Annotated in this window: 14 protein-coding genes; 7 read left to right on the top strand and 7 right to left on the bottom strand. The window is 64.2% G+C overall.

All coding sequences use genetic code 11. From position 1 onward, the window contains the following. Positions 1-63: 63 nt before the first annotated feature. The 4 genes from ATN38_RS02960 to ATN38_RS02945 all read right to left on the bottom strand — a co-directional run bounded on the left by ATN38_RS02960 (position 64) and on the right by ATN38_RS02945 (position 6499). Complete coding sequence (locus ATN38_RS02960; protein ID WP_218747569.1) at positions 64-3873, bottom strand: ABC transporter ATP-binding protein; 3810 nt, start codon at positions 3871-3873, stop codon at positions 64-66. Positions 3874-3909: 36 nt separating this feature from the next. Continuing rightward, the gene (locus ATN38_RS02955) at positions 3910-4683 is read right to left on the bottom strand and encodes an ABC transporter permease (RefSeq protein ID WP_007736136.1); all 774 of its coding nucleotides are present in this window, start codon (positions 4681-4683) and stop codon (positions 3910-3912) included. Continuing rightward, complete coding sequence (locus ATN38_RS02950; RefSeq protein ID WP_083059895.1) at positions 4680-5681, bottom strand: ABC transporter ATP-binding protein; 1002 nt, start codon at positions 5679-5681, stop codon at positions 4680-4682. The genes ATN38_RS02955 and ATN38_RS02950 overlap by 4 nt, the downstream gene beginning before the upstream one ends. A 68-nt stretch (positions 5682-5749) precedes the next feature. Continuing rightward, positions 5750-6499 carry a hypothetical protein gene (locus tag ATN38_RS02945; RefSeq protein ID WP_003945111.1) on the bottom strand — a complete coding sequence of 250 codons (750 nt, stop codon included), beginning with the start codon at positions 6497-6499 and terminating at the stop codon, positions 5750-5752. 154 nt (positions 6500-6653) lie between these two features. Here ATN38_RS02945 and ATN38_RS02940 point away from each other — a divergent pair, with 154 nt between their 5' ends. Further along, positions 6654-7064: a VOC family protein gene (locus ATN38_RS02940; protein WP_003945129.1), complete on the top strand. Its 411-nt coding sequence runs from the start codon at positions 6654-6656 to the stop codon at positions 7062-7064. 11 nt (positions 7065-7075) lie between these two features. On the opposite strand, the gene ATN38_RS02935 is transcribed toward ATN38_RS02940, so the two are convergent. Together ATN38_RS02935 and ATN38_RS02930 are read right to left on the bottom strand one after the other, a co-directional pair. Then, the gene (locus tag ATN38_RS02935; RefSeq protein WP_218747568.1) at positions 7076-8110 is read right to left on the bottom strand and encodes a glutathione S-transferase family protein; all 1035 of its coding nucleotides are present in this window, start codon (positions 8108-8110) and stop codon (positions 7076-7078) included. Positions 8111-8133: 23 nt separating this feature from the next. Beyond that, positions 8134-8823: a hypothetical protein gene (locus ATN38_RS02930; RefSeq protein ID WP_007736143.1), complete on the bottom strand. Its 690-nt coding sequence runs from the start codon at positions 8821-8823 to the stop codon at positions 8134-8136. 126 nt (positions 8824-8949) lie between these two features. Here ATN38_RS02930 and ATN38_RS02925 point away from each other — a divergent pair, with 126 nt between their 5' ends. Both ATN38_RS02925 and ATN38_RS02920 read left to right on the top strand, forming a co-directional pair. After that, a complete protein-coding gene (locus ATN38_RS02925) occupies positions 8950-9573 on the top strand; it encodes a PadR family transcriptional regulator (RefSeq protein ID WP_007736146.1) in 624 nt (207 codons plus the stop codon). Between the two features lie 2 nt (positions 9574-9575). Continuing rightward, on the top strand, positions 9576-11060 hold the full coding sequence (locus ATN38_RS02920) for a DHA2 family efflux MFS transporter permease subunit (protein ID WP_003945132.1): 1485 nt from the start codon (positions 9576-9578) through the stop codon (positions 11058-11060). Here the strand turns inward: ATN38_RS02920 and ATN38_RS02915 are convergent. Further along, positions 11020-12420, bottom strand: a complete 1401-nt coding sequence (locus tag ATN38_RS02915; RefSeq protein WP_218747567.1) for an FAD-binding oxidoreductase — start codon at positions 12418-12420, stop codon at positions 11020-11022. The genes ATN38_RS02920 and ATN38_RS02915 overlap by 41 nt on opposite strands. Between ATN38_RS02915 and ATN38_RS02910 the strand changes: the two genes are divergently transcribed. The 4 genes from ATN38_RS02910 to ATN38_RS02895 all read left to right on the top strand — a co-directional run bounded on the left by ATN38_RS02910 (position 12419) and on the right by ATN38_RS02895 (position 16276). After that, entirely contained in the window at positions 12419-13219 is an 801-nt protein-coding gene (locus ATN38_RS02910; RefSeq protein WP_042450357.1) for an enoyl-CoA hydratase/isomerase family protein, read from the top strand. The two genes, ATN38_RS02915 and ATN38_RS02910, sit on opposite strands and share 2 nt — an antisense overlap. Before the next feature lie 93 nt (positions 13220-13312). Further along, complete coding sequence (locus ATN38_RS02905; RefSeq protein ID WP_030536925.1) at positions 13313-14506, top strand: class I adenylate-forming enzyme family protein; 1194 nt, start codon at positions 13313-13315, stop codon at positions 14504-14506. Positions 14507-14541: 35 nt separating this feature from the next. Then, entirely contained in the window at positions 14542-15303 is a 762-nt protein-coding gene (locus tag ATN38_RS02900; RefSeq protein WP_042450356.1) for a crotonase/enoyl-CoA hydratase family protein, read from the top strand. A gap of 7 nt (positions 15304-15310) precedes the next feature. Then, positions 15311-16276, top strand: coding sequence for an adenosine deaminase (locus ATN38_RS02895; protein ID WP_003945144.1), 966 nt, complete (start codon positions 15311-15313; stop codon positions 16274-16276). The last annotated feature ends 1 nt before the right edge of the window (position 16277 follow it).

The following is a 16277-nucleotide window of genomic DNA, read 5'->3' as shown; positions in this document are numbered from 1 at the left end:
CACGGAAGTCCGTGATCTTGCGATCGCGCACTACCTCTCGGCGGTACAAATCCGTGCCGACTGTCACGCGACGGGGTTGCCTTCGATGACAGTTCTCGACGTCAGATTATTCCCCTCACGCGCCTGCGATGCATCCCAGAGTCCCGAGTAGTGACCACCGGCATACCGCAGAACATCGTGCGGGCCGTATTCAACGATACGTCCCCGGTCAACTACGACAACGAGGTCCGCTCGGGCAGCTGTCGCGAGGCGGTGAGCTACGACGACGGAAGTCCGTTTCCGGGTGACCGACCGACTTGCTTCGAGCACCATTCGTTCGGTCGCGGGATCGAGCGTCGCGGTCGCCTCGTCGAGGAGCAGAAGGTCCGGGTCGACGAGTTCGGCACGGGCCAATGCGATCAGTTGGCGTTGGCCCGCCGAGAGCCCCTGGCCGCGCTCGCCGACGGGATGATTCATGCCTCCACGCATGTCGGCTATCGAATTCAGTGCGCCGACGGAACGTGCCGCTTCCTCGATCTCCGCGTGCGACGCCGACGGCCTGCCGTACGCGATGTTGTCGGCGACCGTGCCGGTGAACAGATGGGCTTCTTGTGGGACCACGCCGAGGCGACGTCGGTACTGCGAGAGGTGGAAGTTCCGGATGTCGGTTCCGTCCACGTCGACCGATCCGGACGTCGGGTCGTAGAAGCGGGCGAGCAACTTCACGACCGTCGACTTCCCGGCACCGGTTCGGCCGACCAGAGCGACGGTCGTGCCCGGCGGGATTTGCAGATCGAAATCGGAGAGGGCGTCGACGTCCGCACCCGAGTACCGGAACCCGACCCCGTCGAGATGGACGGCGCCGTCGAGTCGTCCGGAGATCGCGATCAAATCCTCGCTGTCGGCAGTCTCGATCGAACTGCGAGTGCGCAGCAGGTCGCCGATTCGTTGCAATCCGACGTTTGCCTGTTGGTAACCATCGAACACTTGTGAGAGTTGCTGAATCGGTCCGAACAGCAGACCGAGGTAGAGCACGAAAGCGATCAGTACGCCGGGCGAAGTCGATCCGTTGGCGATCTGGTGCGCACCGACGAACACGACCGCGGCCAACGCGAGGTCGGACAGGAACGAAATGAAAGGGAAGTAGATCGAAATGGCTCGCTGCGACCGCATCCGCGATCGGCGGTAGCTCTCGGAGCGTTCTGCGAACCTACGCGCAGCACCTTCTTCGCGGCGGTAGGCCTGAGCTGCTCGCAGACCGGCGATGTTCTCCTGGAAGTCGGCATTGACGAGCGAGATCCGTTCGCGGGACTGGCTGTAGGCAACCGAGGAGATCTTGCGGAAGACCACGGTCGCGACCACGAGCGGTGGGATGACGGCCAGCGCCACCAGGCCGAGCGTCACGTCGGTCGCCAGGAGGGCGATCGAAATTCCGCCGACGGTCAGGACGCTCACGATCGCCGTCGACATACCGGTTTGGATGAACGACGAGAGCGCGTCGACGTCGGTGGTCATACGCGTCATGATGCGGCCGGACAATTCCCGTTCGTAGTAGTCCAGACCCAGGCGCTGCAAGTGTGCATAGCTGCGGACGCGGAGCCCGAACAGCACGCGTTCACCGGCTCGGGCCGTGAGCACCGTCATGACCGCCACGATGACCCAGTCTGCGGCGACCAGGAGCGCGCCGAACGCCGTCGCGATCCAGAGTGTGGTGCTGTCTGCGGTCACGACTCCGTGGTCGATCGCATATCTGACGAGGGAGGGAAATGCGATCGCCGCGGCGGAGTCCAGGGCAAGGCACACGACAACCGCCAGTAGAACCCAGCGGACCGGCCTCAAAATCTGTCGTAGTGAGAACTGTGGATTCGATTCGCGCAGGCTCTCAGGAGCGATTCCGGGGTCTTCGCGTGCGGGTGGGAGAGCGTCGACTGCTGCCCGCAGAGACGGAGTCACCGCGATTCCGCTGAGCGCTCCGGCCATCGGTCCGCCCGCACCCTGCGTGGTAGCGGCTGTGCTGTCGGCTTCGGATTCCGGTGCCTGCGGCCACAACTGCTCGGTTGTCGGCTCGCTGCGGTCACGTCCGAAAGCATCGGAGTCGACGTCGTCGAGTTCGGCCGGTAGTTCCGGCGGCGAGGAGAACAGTGCGCGAAAGAGCGGACATCGCGCTTCCAGTTCGTCCACGGTTCCGGAGTCGATGATCCGTCCGCCGTCGAGAACCGCGACGCGATCTGCCAGCGTCAAGGTGGATCGCCGGTGCGCGAGGATCAGCGTGGTTTGCCGTCGTCTGGCCCGGAACGCGTCGAAGATCGCAGCCTCGGTTGCCGCATCGACCGCGGAGGTGGCGTCGTCGAGGACCAAAATCCGCGGGTCGACGAGGAGAGCTCGGGCAAGCGCGATGCGCTGACGCTGGCCGCCCGACAGCGTCAGACCTCGTTCACCGACAACGGTGTCGTATCCGTCCGGGAGTGCCTCGATGAAGGTGTCTGCCTGTGCCAATGCAGCTGCGGCGCGGATGTCCTCGTCGGAGGCGTCCTCGCGCCCCAGTGCGATGTTGGCGGCGATGGTGTCCGAGAACAGGAAAGGTTCGTCGAAGACCAGGCTGACGGCGGCACGAAGCTGTTCTGTGCGCAGTTCGCCGATGGGGAACGTCTCGCCCGCGGTATCGACGGTCACTACACCCGAAGTCGGGGCGTAGAACCGGGGGAGAAGCAAGGACAACGCGGTCTTGCCCGACGCGGCCGGCCCCACGACGGCGACGGTCTCGCCCGGTTCTATGCGGAGGTTCAGCCCGGTCAGGACGTCGCGTTCGGTGTCGAACCCGAATGCGACGTCTTCGAAAGTGACGCCGAGCGGACCGTCGGGCAGGTCCACCGGATGGTCAGGATCGGCGATGTCCGGCTGAGCGTTGATGACGTCGTAGACACGCTCGACAGCGGCGCGCGCAAGCTGCGCCATGACGATGACCGACGACAGAGTTCGGGTGACTCCGGTCATCGTCACGATGTAGGTGGCGAACGCGAGAAACGTTCCCACGGTGATCTTGTCGTGCAGTGCGAGATACCCGCCGAGAGCGATCACTCCCACCTGCCCGAGCTGGGGCAAGGCGGCCATGGTCGGCGCGAATTTCGCGTTCAACCACGCGGCGCGAAGACGCTCCGAATACAGCGTGCGGCTGTGCTTTTCGAGTTGGTCGACGGCTCGTTGTTCCTGCCCGAATCCCTTGACGACGCGCACGCCCGTGACGGTTTCCTCGACATGTTGGGCGAGGTCGGCGGCCCGCTGCTGCGCGGACCATGTTGCGGCGAAGAGCATCGGTCGCATCAGGAACACCACCAGCCCGACTGCGGGGATGACGGCGACAGCGACGAGAGTCAACAGCGGCGAGAGCCACGCCATGATGCCGATCGCGAGCACGAATTGCAGGAGCGCACCCGCGGACATGGGCACCATCGCGAGCAAACCCTGGACGAGTTGTAGATCGGTGATGGACCGGGATACCACCTGGCCTGTGCGGATCTGATCCTGCCCGCGTCCGTCGAGGCGTTGCAGCGAGCCGAGCAGGGCGAGCCGCAAGTCGTGTTGAACATCGAGCGAGAGTCGGCCGGCAAGCATCCGTCGGCCGTACTGGCACGCGAAGCGCACGACCGCGAGCAGCGCGATCGCCAGCGCGACGAACCCGATCACCTTGCCTGGGTTCTCCTGGCTTGCGGCGTCGAGCGCATAGCGGGTCAGAAGAGGAAACGAGATGTCGATCGCCGAAGCGATGACGGTCACCAGAAGCGCGCCGATGGCAACTCTTCGGTGCAACCAGCATGCGTGCGCCAAGCGGCGGATCCAGCCCGGAGCTCGATCGACCTCTCCAGCTACCGGACTGTCCGTGTTGATCGTGTTCATCGAGATCCACGGTAGACCCGGCCCCAGACAGCCTTTTCAGGTGATGTCGCGGGTCCTGGTCCGCAGCCAACCGAGCCCGCAGAACAGAACCACCCAAGCTGCCAGCATCATCGGGCCGCTCGGCCAGGACGCAAACGCGTCGACGTCGATCGACGGGGCCGCATTGATGATCGTGCCGATCGTGGCCGACACCGGAAGCGCGGCCCCGACCCCGCCGAGATCCATCGCGAGCAGCACTGCGCGGACGATCCATTCACCGAAGACGAACCACAGGATGACCGAGAGGGCACCGGCCATCGACGAACCGGTGAGCAGTGCCACCCCGGCGCCGAGCAGTGCCCACAGAGCGCACGCCAGAATGCCTGCGGCGCAGATGGCGAAGAGATCGGTGGTGAAGCTGAAGTCCCGGCCGAAGAGCAACATCGCGCCGATGCTGACTACTTCGACCGCCAACGCGTAGCCGACGGCGAATACCGCGACGACGGCAAGTTTTGCGCCGAGAACTCCGTCACGGCCGCGAGCTGTGAGGAACGTCGTGGTGAGAGTTTTGTAGCCGAATTCGGATCCGGCGGTGAGTGCTCCGAAGACAGCCGCGAACACCAGGACAAGCGTGTTGGAGACACCGAGGCTGACGCCGGTGGACACGACATCGACGTCGAAGGTGGTGTCTGCCGAATCGGCCACGGCTTCGACGAACGTCCTGGTGGAGGCAGCAATCAGCACGGCCACGACGACCGGTGCGATGGCCAGTGCCCACCAGTAGCGCAGGGTGAGAACTTTGAGTGTCTCCGCGCGCACGAGCGTGGTCATCGGTGTCCTCCGGTAGGTCCGTATGCGGCAGGGCCGTAATAGCCCGGTCCGGAACCGGGACCGGGTGGGCGGTGGTATCCGACCTGGGGAACCGCGTACTGCGGTGTTGTCATCGCGAGGAACAGTTGCTCGAGATCTGCGCCTTCGGTTGCGACGCCGAAGATCGTGACACCGGCGGCGGATGCCACCGGTGGGAGCACCGACGTGTCGGTGCCGCCCACGGCGAGCCGTCCGTCCTGCGTGATCTGGGCGTCGATGATTCCGCGAGCGGCCAATGCCGTGGCGAGGAGCGCTGGGTTGGAACACGAGACGAGCAGTCGACTGCGCTGCGAGCGGCGAAGTTCGTCCATGGTCCCTTGGTAGACGAGTGAGCCGGCGCTGACGATGACCACGCTGTCGACGGTCGCTTCCACTTCACGAAGCGCGTGACTCGAGATCAGAACCGTTCGGCCGGAACCGGCGAAGGTCTGCAGGAACTGACGAAGCCACGCCATGCCCTCGGGGTCGAGTCCGTTCGCGGGTTCGTCGAGCACGAGGATCTCGGGATCACCGAGCATCGCGGTGGCAAGGATCAGGCGTTGGCGCATTCCGAGCGAGAAGGTGCCGGTCTTGTGGGCTCCGACCGATCTCAGACCGACCATGTCCAGCACCTGCGCCGCGCGCTGAGTCGGCATGCCGATAGCGGCCGCGTAGATCTCGAGGTGTCCGAGGGCCGTTCGTTTCGGATGGAGACTGCCGACGTCGAGTACTGCGCCGACGGTCCGAGCCGGGTTGGGCAGCAAACGCATCGGGGTGCCGTTGATCGTGGCCGATCCCGACGTCGGTGACACCAGTCCGAGGAGCATCCGCAACGTGGTCGTCTTGCCCGAACCGTTCGGACCGAGAAACCCGGTGATCGAGCCCGCCTGAACGTCGAAGCTCAGGTCGTTGACCGCGCGCGCCGCCTTGAACGTCTTCGTCAACCCACGAATCTCGATGGGGGCAGAGAAGGATCCCATTGCGGTGTTCGTCAATGCTGCTCCCGGGTCGGCGGCGAATACGTGATGCGAGCCTACGGCCCGGACAGCTATCTGCGGATGGCCCGGCGTGTCTCCGTCTGGGGAAGCACTGCGGCATCGTCGGCAGGCATCACGATCAGGTGGTCGGTCCACCTGGCCGGTGCCGGTCCGAAGGCTTCGCGCGCATTCTTGACGACGCCCTTGCCGATTGCACGGTTGCCCGCACCGCCGATGACCGCACCGATTCCGGCCGGAACGAGCTTGCCGAGGATCAGTGCGCTGCGCTTCGCGGCGTACTTGGTCACGAATTTCCGCACGAGGGTGCTGTTCATTCCCCTCATCGTGGGTCCGGGAATCTTGCTCGTGATTGCCGTTCCCCAATTCTTGGCTGTGATTCCGGTGGCCTTCTGCACGATCTCCATACCGGATTCGCCGAGGGCGACTGCCAGGACCAGGGCACGTCGTTGCTGGTGATCCTGTACGGAGATTCCATGCACTGATGCAATTGCCAACGTCAGCAGCGCTGACGCCTCGAGGAAGAAAGCCGATTCCGCACCGACGGCAGCGATGGACGCGACCGTTCCGACGCCCGGCACGGCGGCGGTGGCGCCGACGGCACTGCCGCTTCCGGTCACGGCGAGAATGAACATCTTCTCCATCCGCTCGACGATCTGAGCAGGTGACTCGTCGGGGTGGGCCTTACGGACATGGTTGACGTATTTGGCCACTGCGGGCGCTTGCAGGCGGCTTCCGTTGTCGAGAACGGAAACGAGGACCTTCTCGATACGCCCGCTGTCGTTGTTCGTCGACTTGCTCATTGCTGCCCCTCCACAGTTGTCCTCCTCTGAAGCGAGGTGGACCGTATCTCGAGAATAGGTGAAGTTTTCGCTGGCGGCGGTGATCACCGGGGCCATAGGCTCGTACGAGACTCGGTTTTCTTCGTGAGTTTTCCCAGGCAGGAGTTCGAGTGTTATGACCGCCACTTCGGAATCTCGTTCGACGACCATCTGGCCGACGCTGCGCTACCTCGACGCCCGTGCGGCAATCCACTTTCTGGTGAGCACCTTCGGTTTCGTGGAGAAGGCCGTCTACGGAGAGGGAGACGTGGTGGACCACGCCCAACTCGACTGGCCGGGCGGTGGCGGCATCATGTTGGGTTCGCCGCGCACCGATTCTGCGATCGCCGGCCTGCCGCCTGGAATCGGTTCGGTGTACATCGTCGTGGACGACGCGGACGCCGCCGATGCACTCCACGAACGCGCTGTCGCGGCGGGCGCCACGATCACGCAGGGATTGCGCGACGAGGACTACGGTTCGCGGGGGTTCACCTGCCGTGATCCCGAAGGCGTGTACTGGAGTTTCGGCACGTACGCAGGGGAGTAGCCCCCCGCGACCTACCTGGTGGCCCAGTGCTCTGCCGGAACCACTTCCGACGGGATGGGCGGATGAGGTGGTGTGCCGTCCCCGAACGGTCGGCCACCCAACTGTTCGCGTCCGTGCGGTTCGAGCCAGTGTGTCAATTCCGGTCCCTTGGGCACGATTCCGGAGGGATTGATCTCGGAATGCACGATGTAGTAGTGCGCTTTGATCTGTGTGAAGTCGATGGTGTCACCGAATCCGGGGGTTTGGAACAGATCGCGCGCGTAGTCCCACAGCACCGGCAGCTCGCTGAGTTTGCTTCTGTTGCACTTGAAGTGGCCGTGATAGACGGGATCGAACCGCGCCAGCGTGGTGAACAGGCGCACATCGGCTTCGGTGATGGTGTCGCCCACCAGGAAACGTTGCCGGGCAAGACGTTCGGTGAGCCAGTCGAGGCGAGCGAACAGCGTGTCGTATGCCTCGTCGTAAGCCTGCTGTGAACCGGCGAAACCGCAGCGGTAGACGCCGTTGTTGACGTCGCGAAAAACGTACTCGGCCACTTCGTCGATTTCGTTTCGCAGAGGCTCCGGGTACAGATCCGGTGCGCCTTCGCGGTGGTACTTCTTCCATTGCGTCGAGAAGTCGAGGGTGATCTGTGGGTAGTCGTTCGTGATCACCTTGCCCGTGGCGATCTCCACCATGGCGGGCACCGTGATTCCCCTGGGGTAGTGGGGATCTCGGGCGAAGTATGCGTCCTGCAGTCGCGGGATCTTCAGTACGGGATCGACGCCGCCCGGGTCGAGATCGAAAGTCCAGCTTCGCTTGTCGTGAACCGGACCGCAGATGCCCATCGACAGTACGTCTTCGAGGCCGAGTAGGCGGCGGACGATGATGGCGCGGTTTGCCCACGGGCAGGCACGTGCCACGATCAACCGGTATCGCCCGGGTTCGACGGGGTACCCGTCGCGGCCGTCCTCGGTGATCCGGGTCGGGATGTAGTTGGTGTCGCGTTTGAATTCACGACCCTCTTCGACGAATGTCGGTTCGCTCGCGCCGTCTTCCGTACTCATCCGCGGTCCCTCTCGTTCGAGTGTCAACTGGGCAGGTGCACGTGTACCCGAGCGTATGCCCCCAGAACGTCGAATTTGGCTTTACGTGGAAGCGTCGCTCCGATCGCACTGCCGCGACTTGTGCGTAGCTGCGGGATCAATCCGGAATCGAGAGCGTCCTCCGCAGCGAGAAGCGTTACTGCGCAGCCGATTCCGTGACGGCGATGCGCTGGAGCAGTCAGGGTCGTGAGATCTGCCACGAATCCCTGAAATTCGGAGTACGCCGCGCATCCGAGCACCTCGGCGGAATCGGTGAGGGCGGTGAACCACCGCGTCCGGTTCCCGAGGTCGGCTGTGGTGCTGTCGTCGGGTGGGCACAGCGCAGCGACGGCGAGGGCATCGTCGATGTCGTGGGAAATCAGTAGTTGCTCGTCGGGTGGCGCGTCCGTGTAGTCGCCGAGGAAAGCGAGATCGACGGGGCCGGTGATTCGGCCGCCGTGATCGCCGGCGATCTCGAGCAGACGCGCCGGTTGCAGCAGGGCGTCGACGGAGATGTCCTCGGTGCGCTCGATGAACCACTGCGGCCCGACGATTGCACCTGAGCCTGCCAGATCGAGAACGTGGATGTCGTCGCCGACGACGCGGGCCGTGTGTGCCGGCCGAAGTGCCGAGTCGCCGAGGCCCAGTTCACGTGCCCAAGCGAGTCGGATGATGTCGAGGTGATGTTCGTCCACTCGCTACAGGCTAGTCCGATTCGAACGGGTTGATCGAGATGGACAGAGGTCGTATATTCCAGGTGGACTATTTCAGGTGGAATAGTCAAGAAATAGTCAATTGCGGCTTGTCAGGGAGGGGGACTCATGGGTGACGTGTCTCTGACGCCTCTGGGAATCACCGTTCTGGGCCTGCTGTCCGAGCGTTCGATGCATCCGTACGAGATGTATCAACTGGCCTCGGTTCGCCGGGGCGATCAGTTGGTGAAGATCAAGCCGGGATCGCTCTATCACACGGTTTCCCGGTTGGAGAAGCAGGAACTTCTGGCTTCGATCGGGACCGATCGTGAGGGCAACCGGCCCGAACGGACGACGTACGAGATCACCGCCCGGGGCCGTGAGGCCCTCGAGCATCAACTACGTGAGATGTTGGCGGTTCCGGTGCGGGAGTATCCGCGGTTGCCGCTCGCGCTCGCCGAAATGCACAACCTCTCCGCGTCCACCGCGTGTCAGATGCTTCGAATTCGTCTCGCGCACCTCGACAAGACGATCGCGAAATTCGAGGCCGACTACGAAGCGCTGAAGGCGGCGGAAAAACCACGAATCTTCACGGTGGGCGCGGACTACGCCCACGCACTGACCGTCGCCGAAAGAGAGTGGATCGGCGCGTTGGTGACAGACATCGAGAGCGGCGAAATGCCCTGGCTCTCACAAGAACTTCTCGACCGGCTGGCCGGCTCCGCAGGCTCGTCCGCACTACCTAAGGACTGAAGATGGAAAAGCAGGTCAATCCCTGGCACGCGCTGTGGGCGCTGTGTATCGGGTTCTTCATGATTCTGGTGGACAGCACCATCGTCGCTGTCGCCAACCCTGCGATCATGGAGGACCTCGGCACCGACATCAACAAGGTCGTCTGGGTCACCAGCGCGTACCTGCTGGCGTACGCGGTGCCGCTGCTCGTCACCGGCCGGCTCGGTGACAGGTTCGGACCGAAGAACCTGTACATGATCGGCCTCGTACTGTTCACCGGCGCTTCACTGTGGTGTGGTCTGTCCGGCAGCGTCGAGATGCTCATCGTGGCAAGAGCTTTCCAGGGTCTGGGCGCCGCAATGATGACGCCTCAGACGATGGCCGTCATCACACGCACGTTCGCGCCGAACAAGCGTGGCGCCGCAATGGGCCTGTGGGGCGCGGTTGCCGGTGTTGCGACGCTGGTCGGTCCGCTTGCCGGTGGTGTGTTGGTCGACAATCTCGGCTGGGAATGGATCTTCATCGTCAACGTCCCGGTCGGTGTCATCGCCTTCCTCCTCGCGTGGAAGCTTGTTCCGTCGTTGCCGACCAGCGAGCACAAGTTCGACATCCCCGGCGTGATTCTCAGCGCCGCAGGCATGTTCCTGCTCGTGTTCGGAATCCAGGAAGGCAGTTCGTACGACTGGAACGGATTCGTCTGGAGCCTGATCGGCGCCGGTGTGGTGTTGCTCGCGGTGTTCGTGTTCTACCAGTCGCGCAACAAGAACGAGCCCTTGCTCCCACTCGAACTCTTCAAGGACCGCAACTTCTCGCTCGCCAACGTCGCCATCACCGCGATGGGCTTCGCGATCACGTCGATGGTCCTTCCGCTGATGTTCTACACCCAGGCAGTTCGCGGACTCTCCCCGACGCAGTCGGCGCTCCTCCTCGTTCCGATGGCCGTGCTGACCGGCATTTTTGCGCCGATCATCGGCAAGCTCGTCGACAAGACGCATCCGCGCTACATCGCGGGCACCGGCTTCCTGCTGTTCGCGATCGCCCTGGGCTGGCTGGCATTGGTTATGTCTCCCGACGTCGCGATCTGGGAACTGCTCCTGCCGATCGGCCTGATCGGCTTCGCCAACGCATGCATCTGGTCGCCGCTCGCGGCCACCGCCACACACAACCTGCCTCCGATGCAGGCCGGCGCCGGCGCCGGCGTCTACAACACCACCCGGCAGGTGGGTGCGGTTCTCGGCAGTGCCGCGATCGGAGCACTGATCACCGCACGATTGGCGGCTCAGGGTCTGACCGGCGGCAGTTCCGAAGCCGGAGTGGGTCACCTACCCGAGTTCGTCCGTGAACCGTTCAGCACGGCGATGTCGGAGTCGATCTGGCTGCCCGCAGGCGTGCTGCTCATCGGCTTCGTCGCTTCGGTGTGCTTCGCTCGGCCTCTGCGCGGCGACGCACACGACGACGCGATGGCCGTCAGTGCCGAAGCGCGTCGGGAAACATCACTGCACGATTGAGATAGTCGCTCGGGTCCAGGGCTCGCTTGATCGCCCACATCGTGGCTATGTCCTCCGCAGAGAGGGCCAGGTCCAGATAGTTGCGTTTGAGCGAGCCCACCCCGTGCTCGGAACTGACGTTTCCGCCGTGATCGCGAACCAGTTCGAGGACGCTGCGGTACACGGTGTCGGCGTTCGGGCAGTTCAGGACGTTGAGGTGGATGTTTCCCTCGGCGACATGTCCGAAGAGGATCGGAATTGCCTCGGGGGCACGACTCGCGATCACCGCCGCGGCGTCCTCGGCGAAGGTGGCAAGCGAGTCCAGCGGCAGCGCCGCGTCGAATTTCAGTGGGGGACCGAACAATCCGACCACCTCGGCGAAGCATTCGCGCGCCGCCCACAAACGCGTCGAGCCGGGATCGTCGACCGCCACTGCCGGGGTCTGCGGTGGGTCGATGCGTTCGAGCAGCTCGGCCAGGTCTTCCAGCGGATCGTGGGCCGCGGACACCTCGGCGAGAAGGTACCACGGTCGCCCCGTCGGCACCGCGGCGTTCAAATGGTGGGCGGCCAGTTCGAGACCGCGCCCGTCCAACAACTCCAGTGCGTCGACGCCGTCGAGAGTGCGCAACACTCGCCCCGCCTCGACGACGTCTTGGAGTGTGTCGAAACCGGTCAGCGATGTGACGCGGTGAGTCGGTATCTTCCGTAATTTCAGGTCGACGGAAGTGACCACCCCTAGAGTTCCCTCGCTGCCCACCCACAGTGCGGGCAGGTTGTATCCGGAATTGTCGGACAACACTTTCGGTGACCGGCGCACAGGAGTTCCGTCGGGGAGTACCACCTCGAGTCCGAGCACCTGTTCGGCCATGTTCCCGTATCGAACCGTGTGCAGGCCACCGGCATTGGTGGAGACCATGCCGCCGATCGTCGCAGTGTCCCGCGAGGCTATGTCGACACCGAACTTCAAACCGGCGGCGGCGGCCGCCGAATGTACCTCCGCGAGTGTCGCTCCCGCACCGACGGCGATCCGACCGGCGGCAACATCGACTTCGCCGATCGCCTCGAGGCGTTCGGTGGAGAGCAGGACGTCGTCGTGCTCGGGCACCGTCCCGGCGACCAGACCGGTTCGCCCGCCCTGAACGGTGACCGGTACGCCGCGCGAGCGGCACACGTTCAGCACTGCCGAGACTTCGGCGGTATTTCCGGGTCGGACCAGAGCGCTGGCGCGCCCGCTGTAGCGCCCTGTCTGGTCGGTGGAACGGGTCGCCAACACGTCGGCGTCGTCGACGACGAACCGGTGTCCCACAACGTCCGCGAGTGCATTTCTCAGACCGTCCACCCGACGATCGTAGGCCGGTTCGATGTGGCAGTGTGGCGGCATGACTGCTCCCGAATCGCATCCCACCCGTCTCGAGCGCTTCACCACCGATGGTGGTGCCGAGGTGGCTGTCCTGACGTTCGCGCACGGACCACTCAATCTGTTCGATCAGGCCATGTTCGACGCCGTCATCGCCGATGTTGCAGCGCTGACCGAAAACCCACCGCGCGCTGTGCTTCTGCGCGCCGAGGGCAAGGTCAACTCGGCCGGCGTCGACGTCCATGTATTCGACGGACTGAACCCGGAGCAGGGCGCGGAGTTGTGGCGCGAACTGTTCGCCCAGATCTGCCATCCGCTCGAGGCGTTGCCGTGCCCGGTCATCTACGCGGCGCACGGGCTGACGCTGACTGCTGCCTTCGAGATCTCCTTGGCCTGCGACATCATCCTCGCGGCGCCGAAGGCGAAGTTCGGACTGGTCGAGACAGTGGTCGGTCTGACGCCGTCCATGGGTGGACCGCAGCGTTTGGCCGAGCGCGCCGGTTCCGGACGGGCTCGGGAGTTGGTCATGACCGGCGATCTCTACGACGCCGCAACCCTGCACTCGTGGGGCGTCGTCAATGCCGTTCACGACGATGTCGATGCTGCGGCGCGTGCCCTGGTGGCCCGGTTGGCGGACGGGCCCACGCGAGCCCACGACGCCACCAAGCAGATCGTGGCGGCCTGGCGTTCCGGCGGGATCGCCCACGCGGATTCGGTGACTCCCGGGGTGTCCGGTGCGCTGTTCGCCACCGATGACCTACGCGGCGCTGTCCGCAGTTTCCTCGAGGTCGGACCGGGCAAAGCGGTCTACTCCGGAAAGTAAGTTTGCGACGATTATTGCTAGAGACCTCCACGAACTGTGATCCACGTCATATAGTCGAATGGCCGGTGGGTTGTCAGTGACGTGGAGGTATCGATGCGGTCGACACTTGTGGAATACCCGTGTTCGACTCAGCTCCTCGCCGACGCCCGTGTCACCCGTGCGGGTGACGGGGTGCTTCGGTACAGCCAGCTCGACCCGTCGCTGTCCGAACTCCTCGATATCGCCGTTCATCGATTCTCCTCACGCATCGCGGTGGAGGAGGTCGACGGCGAGCAGGTCACCTTCGCGGAGTTGTGGGCCGAGGCGTCGCGGGTCGCAGGCGGGCTGAAGTCGCGAGGCGTCGAGATCGGTGACCGTGTGGCCATTCGCGTCGCCGCCGGGGTGAGGTGGATGGAGGCGTGCCTCGGCGTCATTCTCGCCGGCGGTGTTCCGGTCTCCGTGGGTGTTCATCTGAGCGACGACGCGGCGGACTTCGTCATCGCGGACAGTGGCTCGGTGTTGGTGCTCGACGGGGAACTCCCACACGGTGTTCCGTTCATCGACGACGGTGCCGCCCCGGAGGAGATGGCGATCCTCGCGTACACCGCCGATTCTTCGGGCGAAATGCTGGGCGTCGAGTTGAGCAACGAGAACGTGCTCTCCGCCATCGTCGGCATTCTGCACTCGCGCGATTACGGCGTCGAAGGTGTGCGAAATCTGTTGGTGGACAATGACTTCAAGTCGGTGCGGCAGTTCGTGCACGTGCTCGCGACGTTGGTGGTCGGTGGAACGGTGGTCCTCGCCGGCGACTTCTGGCGTGAGAGTGTGCATACCGTCGACATCGTGACCGGGCGGCCCGAGGACCTGCTCGAGCCACGGTTGCTCACCCTTGGACCGGCGGCGCGTGCCGGTTCGAGGTCGGTTCAGTGGATCGATTGCAGCGGGTCGCCGATCACGGCCGAACAGGAATCCAAGCTGCTGACCCTGTTCCCGGCCGCTCGGCATGTGATCGGGTGGGGCAAAACCGAGACCTGTGGGGCTGGTCTCATTCTGCCAACCGAGTCGGCGCCCACCCACCTCGGAAGCGTCGGAATCGCTTTCGGTGGAATGGAAGTGGCGTTGTACGGCCCGGACGCTCCAGGTGGTTTCGGTGAGTTGCTGTGCCGTGGACCGAGTGTCACGCGTCGGTATTGGAACTCGCCGCAAGCGACCTCGACGAGGTTCACCCAGGGGTGGTTCTGCACTCACGACACCGCGCAGATCGACCCCGATGGCTTCGTCCGTATTGTCGAACGCAACGTCGCGTAGTCACGCGAGCGTGGTCGACAAACGAGAGGGACATCATGGCGGACGAGGTTCTCACCGAGCGGCGCGGGCGGACACTGATCATCACCATCAACCGACCCGAGGCGCGTAACGCCATCAACTCGGCGGTCAGTCACGCATTGGCCGCTGCGGTCGAAGAGCTCGATGCGGACGACGATCTGTCCTTGGCGGTGCTGACAGGGGCCGGCGGAAACTTCTGTGCCGGTATGGATCTGAAGGCATTCGTGGCCGGCGAGAACGTACTCGTGCCGGGACGCGGTCTCGGATTCACGGAAGGGCCGCCGCGTAAGCCGATCATTTCGGCGGTCGAGGGCTTCGCGTTGGCAGGCGGCACGGAACTCGTGCTTGCCACCGACCTGGTGGTCGCGTCGTCCGAAGCGAAGTTCGGTATCCCGGAGGTCAAGCGAGGGCTGGTCGCAGGTGGAGGCGGATTGTTGCGCCTGCCCAAGCGGATTCCGTACCAGAAGGCATTGGAACTGGCCCTGACCGGTGACAGTTTCACAGCCGAGGAGGCCTACCGCTACGGCTTCGTGAACACGGTGACCGAGCCGGGTAAGGCGCTCGAAGGCGCGCTGGAGCTGGCTGATCGCATCACCCGCAACGGACCGCTCGCGGTTGCGGTCACCAAGGAGATCATCGTCAAGGCCGGCGGTTGGTCCGACGACGAAGCTTTCGCGAAGCAGTTGCAGGTCATGGCGCCGGTGTTCGCGTCCGAAGATGCACGCGAGGGCGCGACGGCGTTCGCCGAGAAGCGCGCCCCGGTCTGGAAGGGGCGGTAACACCGACATGGCTACACCTGTCGCAGAGCTGCACATGCACATCGAGGGTTCTCTGGAACCCGAACAGATTTACCGACTTGCCGAGCGCAATCGAATGGACTTGCCGTACAAGGACATCGACGATCTGAAGTCGAGGTACGAGTTCACCGATCTGCAGTCGTTCCTCGATCTCTACTTCGCCAACATGGCCGTCCTGCGCACCGCGGAGGATTTTGCCGACCTGACGCGAGCGTACTTCCGCCGCGCGGCTGCCGCCGGCGTCGCGCATGCCGAGTTCTTCTTCAATCCACAGGCGCACGTGGTCCGTGGTGTTCCGCTGACCGAGGTCCTGGACGGGATCATGGATGCGGTGGCATCGAGTGAGCGCGAGTTCGGGCTCAGCAGCGCGGCAATCGCCGCCATCCTCCGAGATCAGCCCGTCAAAGACGCCGAGGAGATCTTCTCCGAGATAATTCGCCTGCAGGCTCCGATCGTCGGGCTCGGACTCGACTCCGCGGAGGTCGGCAACCCGCCGTCACTGTTCGAGGACGTGTTCGCCCGCGCGCGTGCCGAGGGTTTGCACGTTGTGGCTCACGCCGGTGAAGAGGGACCGCCCGAGTACATCTGGCAGGCGCTCGACATTCTCGGCGCCGAGCGGATCGACCACGGAGTCCGGGCACTCGAGGATCCTGCCCTGATCGAGCGTCTGGTCGACGAGGAGATTCCACTGACGGTCTGCCCGTTGTCGAACGTTCGTCTGCGGGTGTTCGATTCGCTGTCGGATCATCCGCTTCGATCGATGCTCGAGATGGGTTTGATCGTCACGGTCAACTCCGACGACCCGGCCTACTTCGGGGGATATGTCGACGACAATTTCACCGAACTGGGCCGAGCCCTGGGTCTGACGGAGGCCGAGCGAGACACCCTCGCCCGGAACTCGATCAAAGCCTCGTTTGCGAGCGATGCGCGAAAAGCGGAACTGCTGCGGCACTGAC

It is taken from the genome of Rhodococcus sp. FH8 (assembly GCF_019266085.1).
In the GTDB taxonomy this organism is placed as follows: domain Bacteria; phylum Actinomycetota; class Actinomycetes; order Mycobacteriales; family Mycobacteriaceae; genus Rhodococcus_F; species Rhodococcus_F qingshengii.
The sequence above is the reverse complement of the archived record's forward strand: the minus strand, read 5'-3'. Positions and strand labels throughout refer to the sequence as shown.

Bases quoted from the DNA above. Each gene is read 5' to 3' on its own strand.
- ATN38_RS02905 (WP_030536925.1), top strand. From the start codon at position 13,313: ATGCGGTCGACACTTGTGGAATACCCGTGTTCGACTCAGCTCCTCGCC.
- ATN38_RS02925 (WP_007736146.1), top strand. From the start codon at position 8,950: ATGGGTGACGTGTCTCTGACGCCTCTGGGAATCACCGTTCTGGGCCTG.
- ATN38_RS02920 (WP_003945132.1), top strand. From the start codon at position 9,576: ATGGAAAAGCAGGTCAATCCCTGGCACGCGCTGTGGGCGCTGTGTATC.
- ATN38_RS02960 (WP_218747569.1), bottom strand. From the start codon at position 3,873: ATGAACACGATCAACACGGACAGTCCGGTAGCTGGAGAGGTCGATCGA.
- ATN38_RS02915 (WP_218747567.1), bottom strand. From the start codon at position 12,420: ATGCCGCCACACTGCCACATCGAACCGGCCTACGATCGTCGGGTGGAC.
- ATN38_RS02935 (WP_218747568.1), bottom strand. From the start codon at position 8,110: ATGAGTACGGAAGACGGCGCGAGCGAACCGACATTCGTCGAAGAGGGT.
- ATN38_RS02950 (WP_083059895.1), bottom strand. From the start codon at position 5,681: ATGGGATCCTTCTCTGCCCCCATCGAGATTCGTGGGTTGACGAAGACG.
- ATN38_RS02940 (WP_003945129.1), top strand. From the start codon at position 6,654: ATGACCGCCACTTCGGAATCTCGTTCGACGACCATCTGGCCGACGCTG.
- ATN38_RS02955 (WP_007736136.1), bottom strand. From the start codon at position 4,683: ATGACCACGCTCGTGCGCGCGGAGACACTCAAAGTTCTCACCCTGCGC.
- ATN38_RS02945 (WP_003945111.1), bottom strand. From the start codon at position 6,499: ATGAGCAAGTCGACGAACAACGACAGCGGGCGTATCGAGAAGGTCCTC.
- ATN38_RS02895 (WP_003945144.1), top strand. From the start codon at position 15,311: ATGGCTACACCTGTCGCAGAGCTGCACATGCACATCGAGGGTTCTCTG.
- ATN38_RS02900 (WP_042450356.1), top strand. From the start codon at position 14,542: ATGGCGGACGAGGTTCTCACCGAGCGGCGCGGGCGGACACTGATCATC.
- ATN38_RS02910 (WP_042450357.1), top strand. From the start codon at position 12,419: ATGACTGCTCCCGAATCGCATCCCACCCGTCTCGAGCGCTTCACCACC.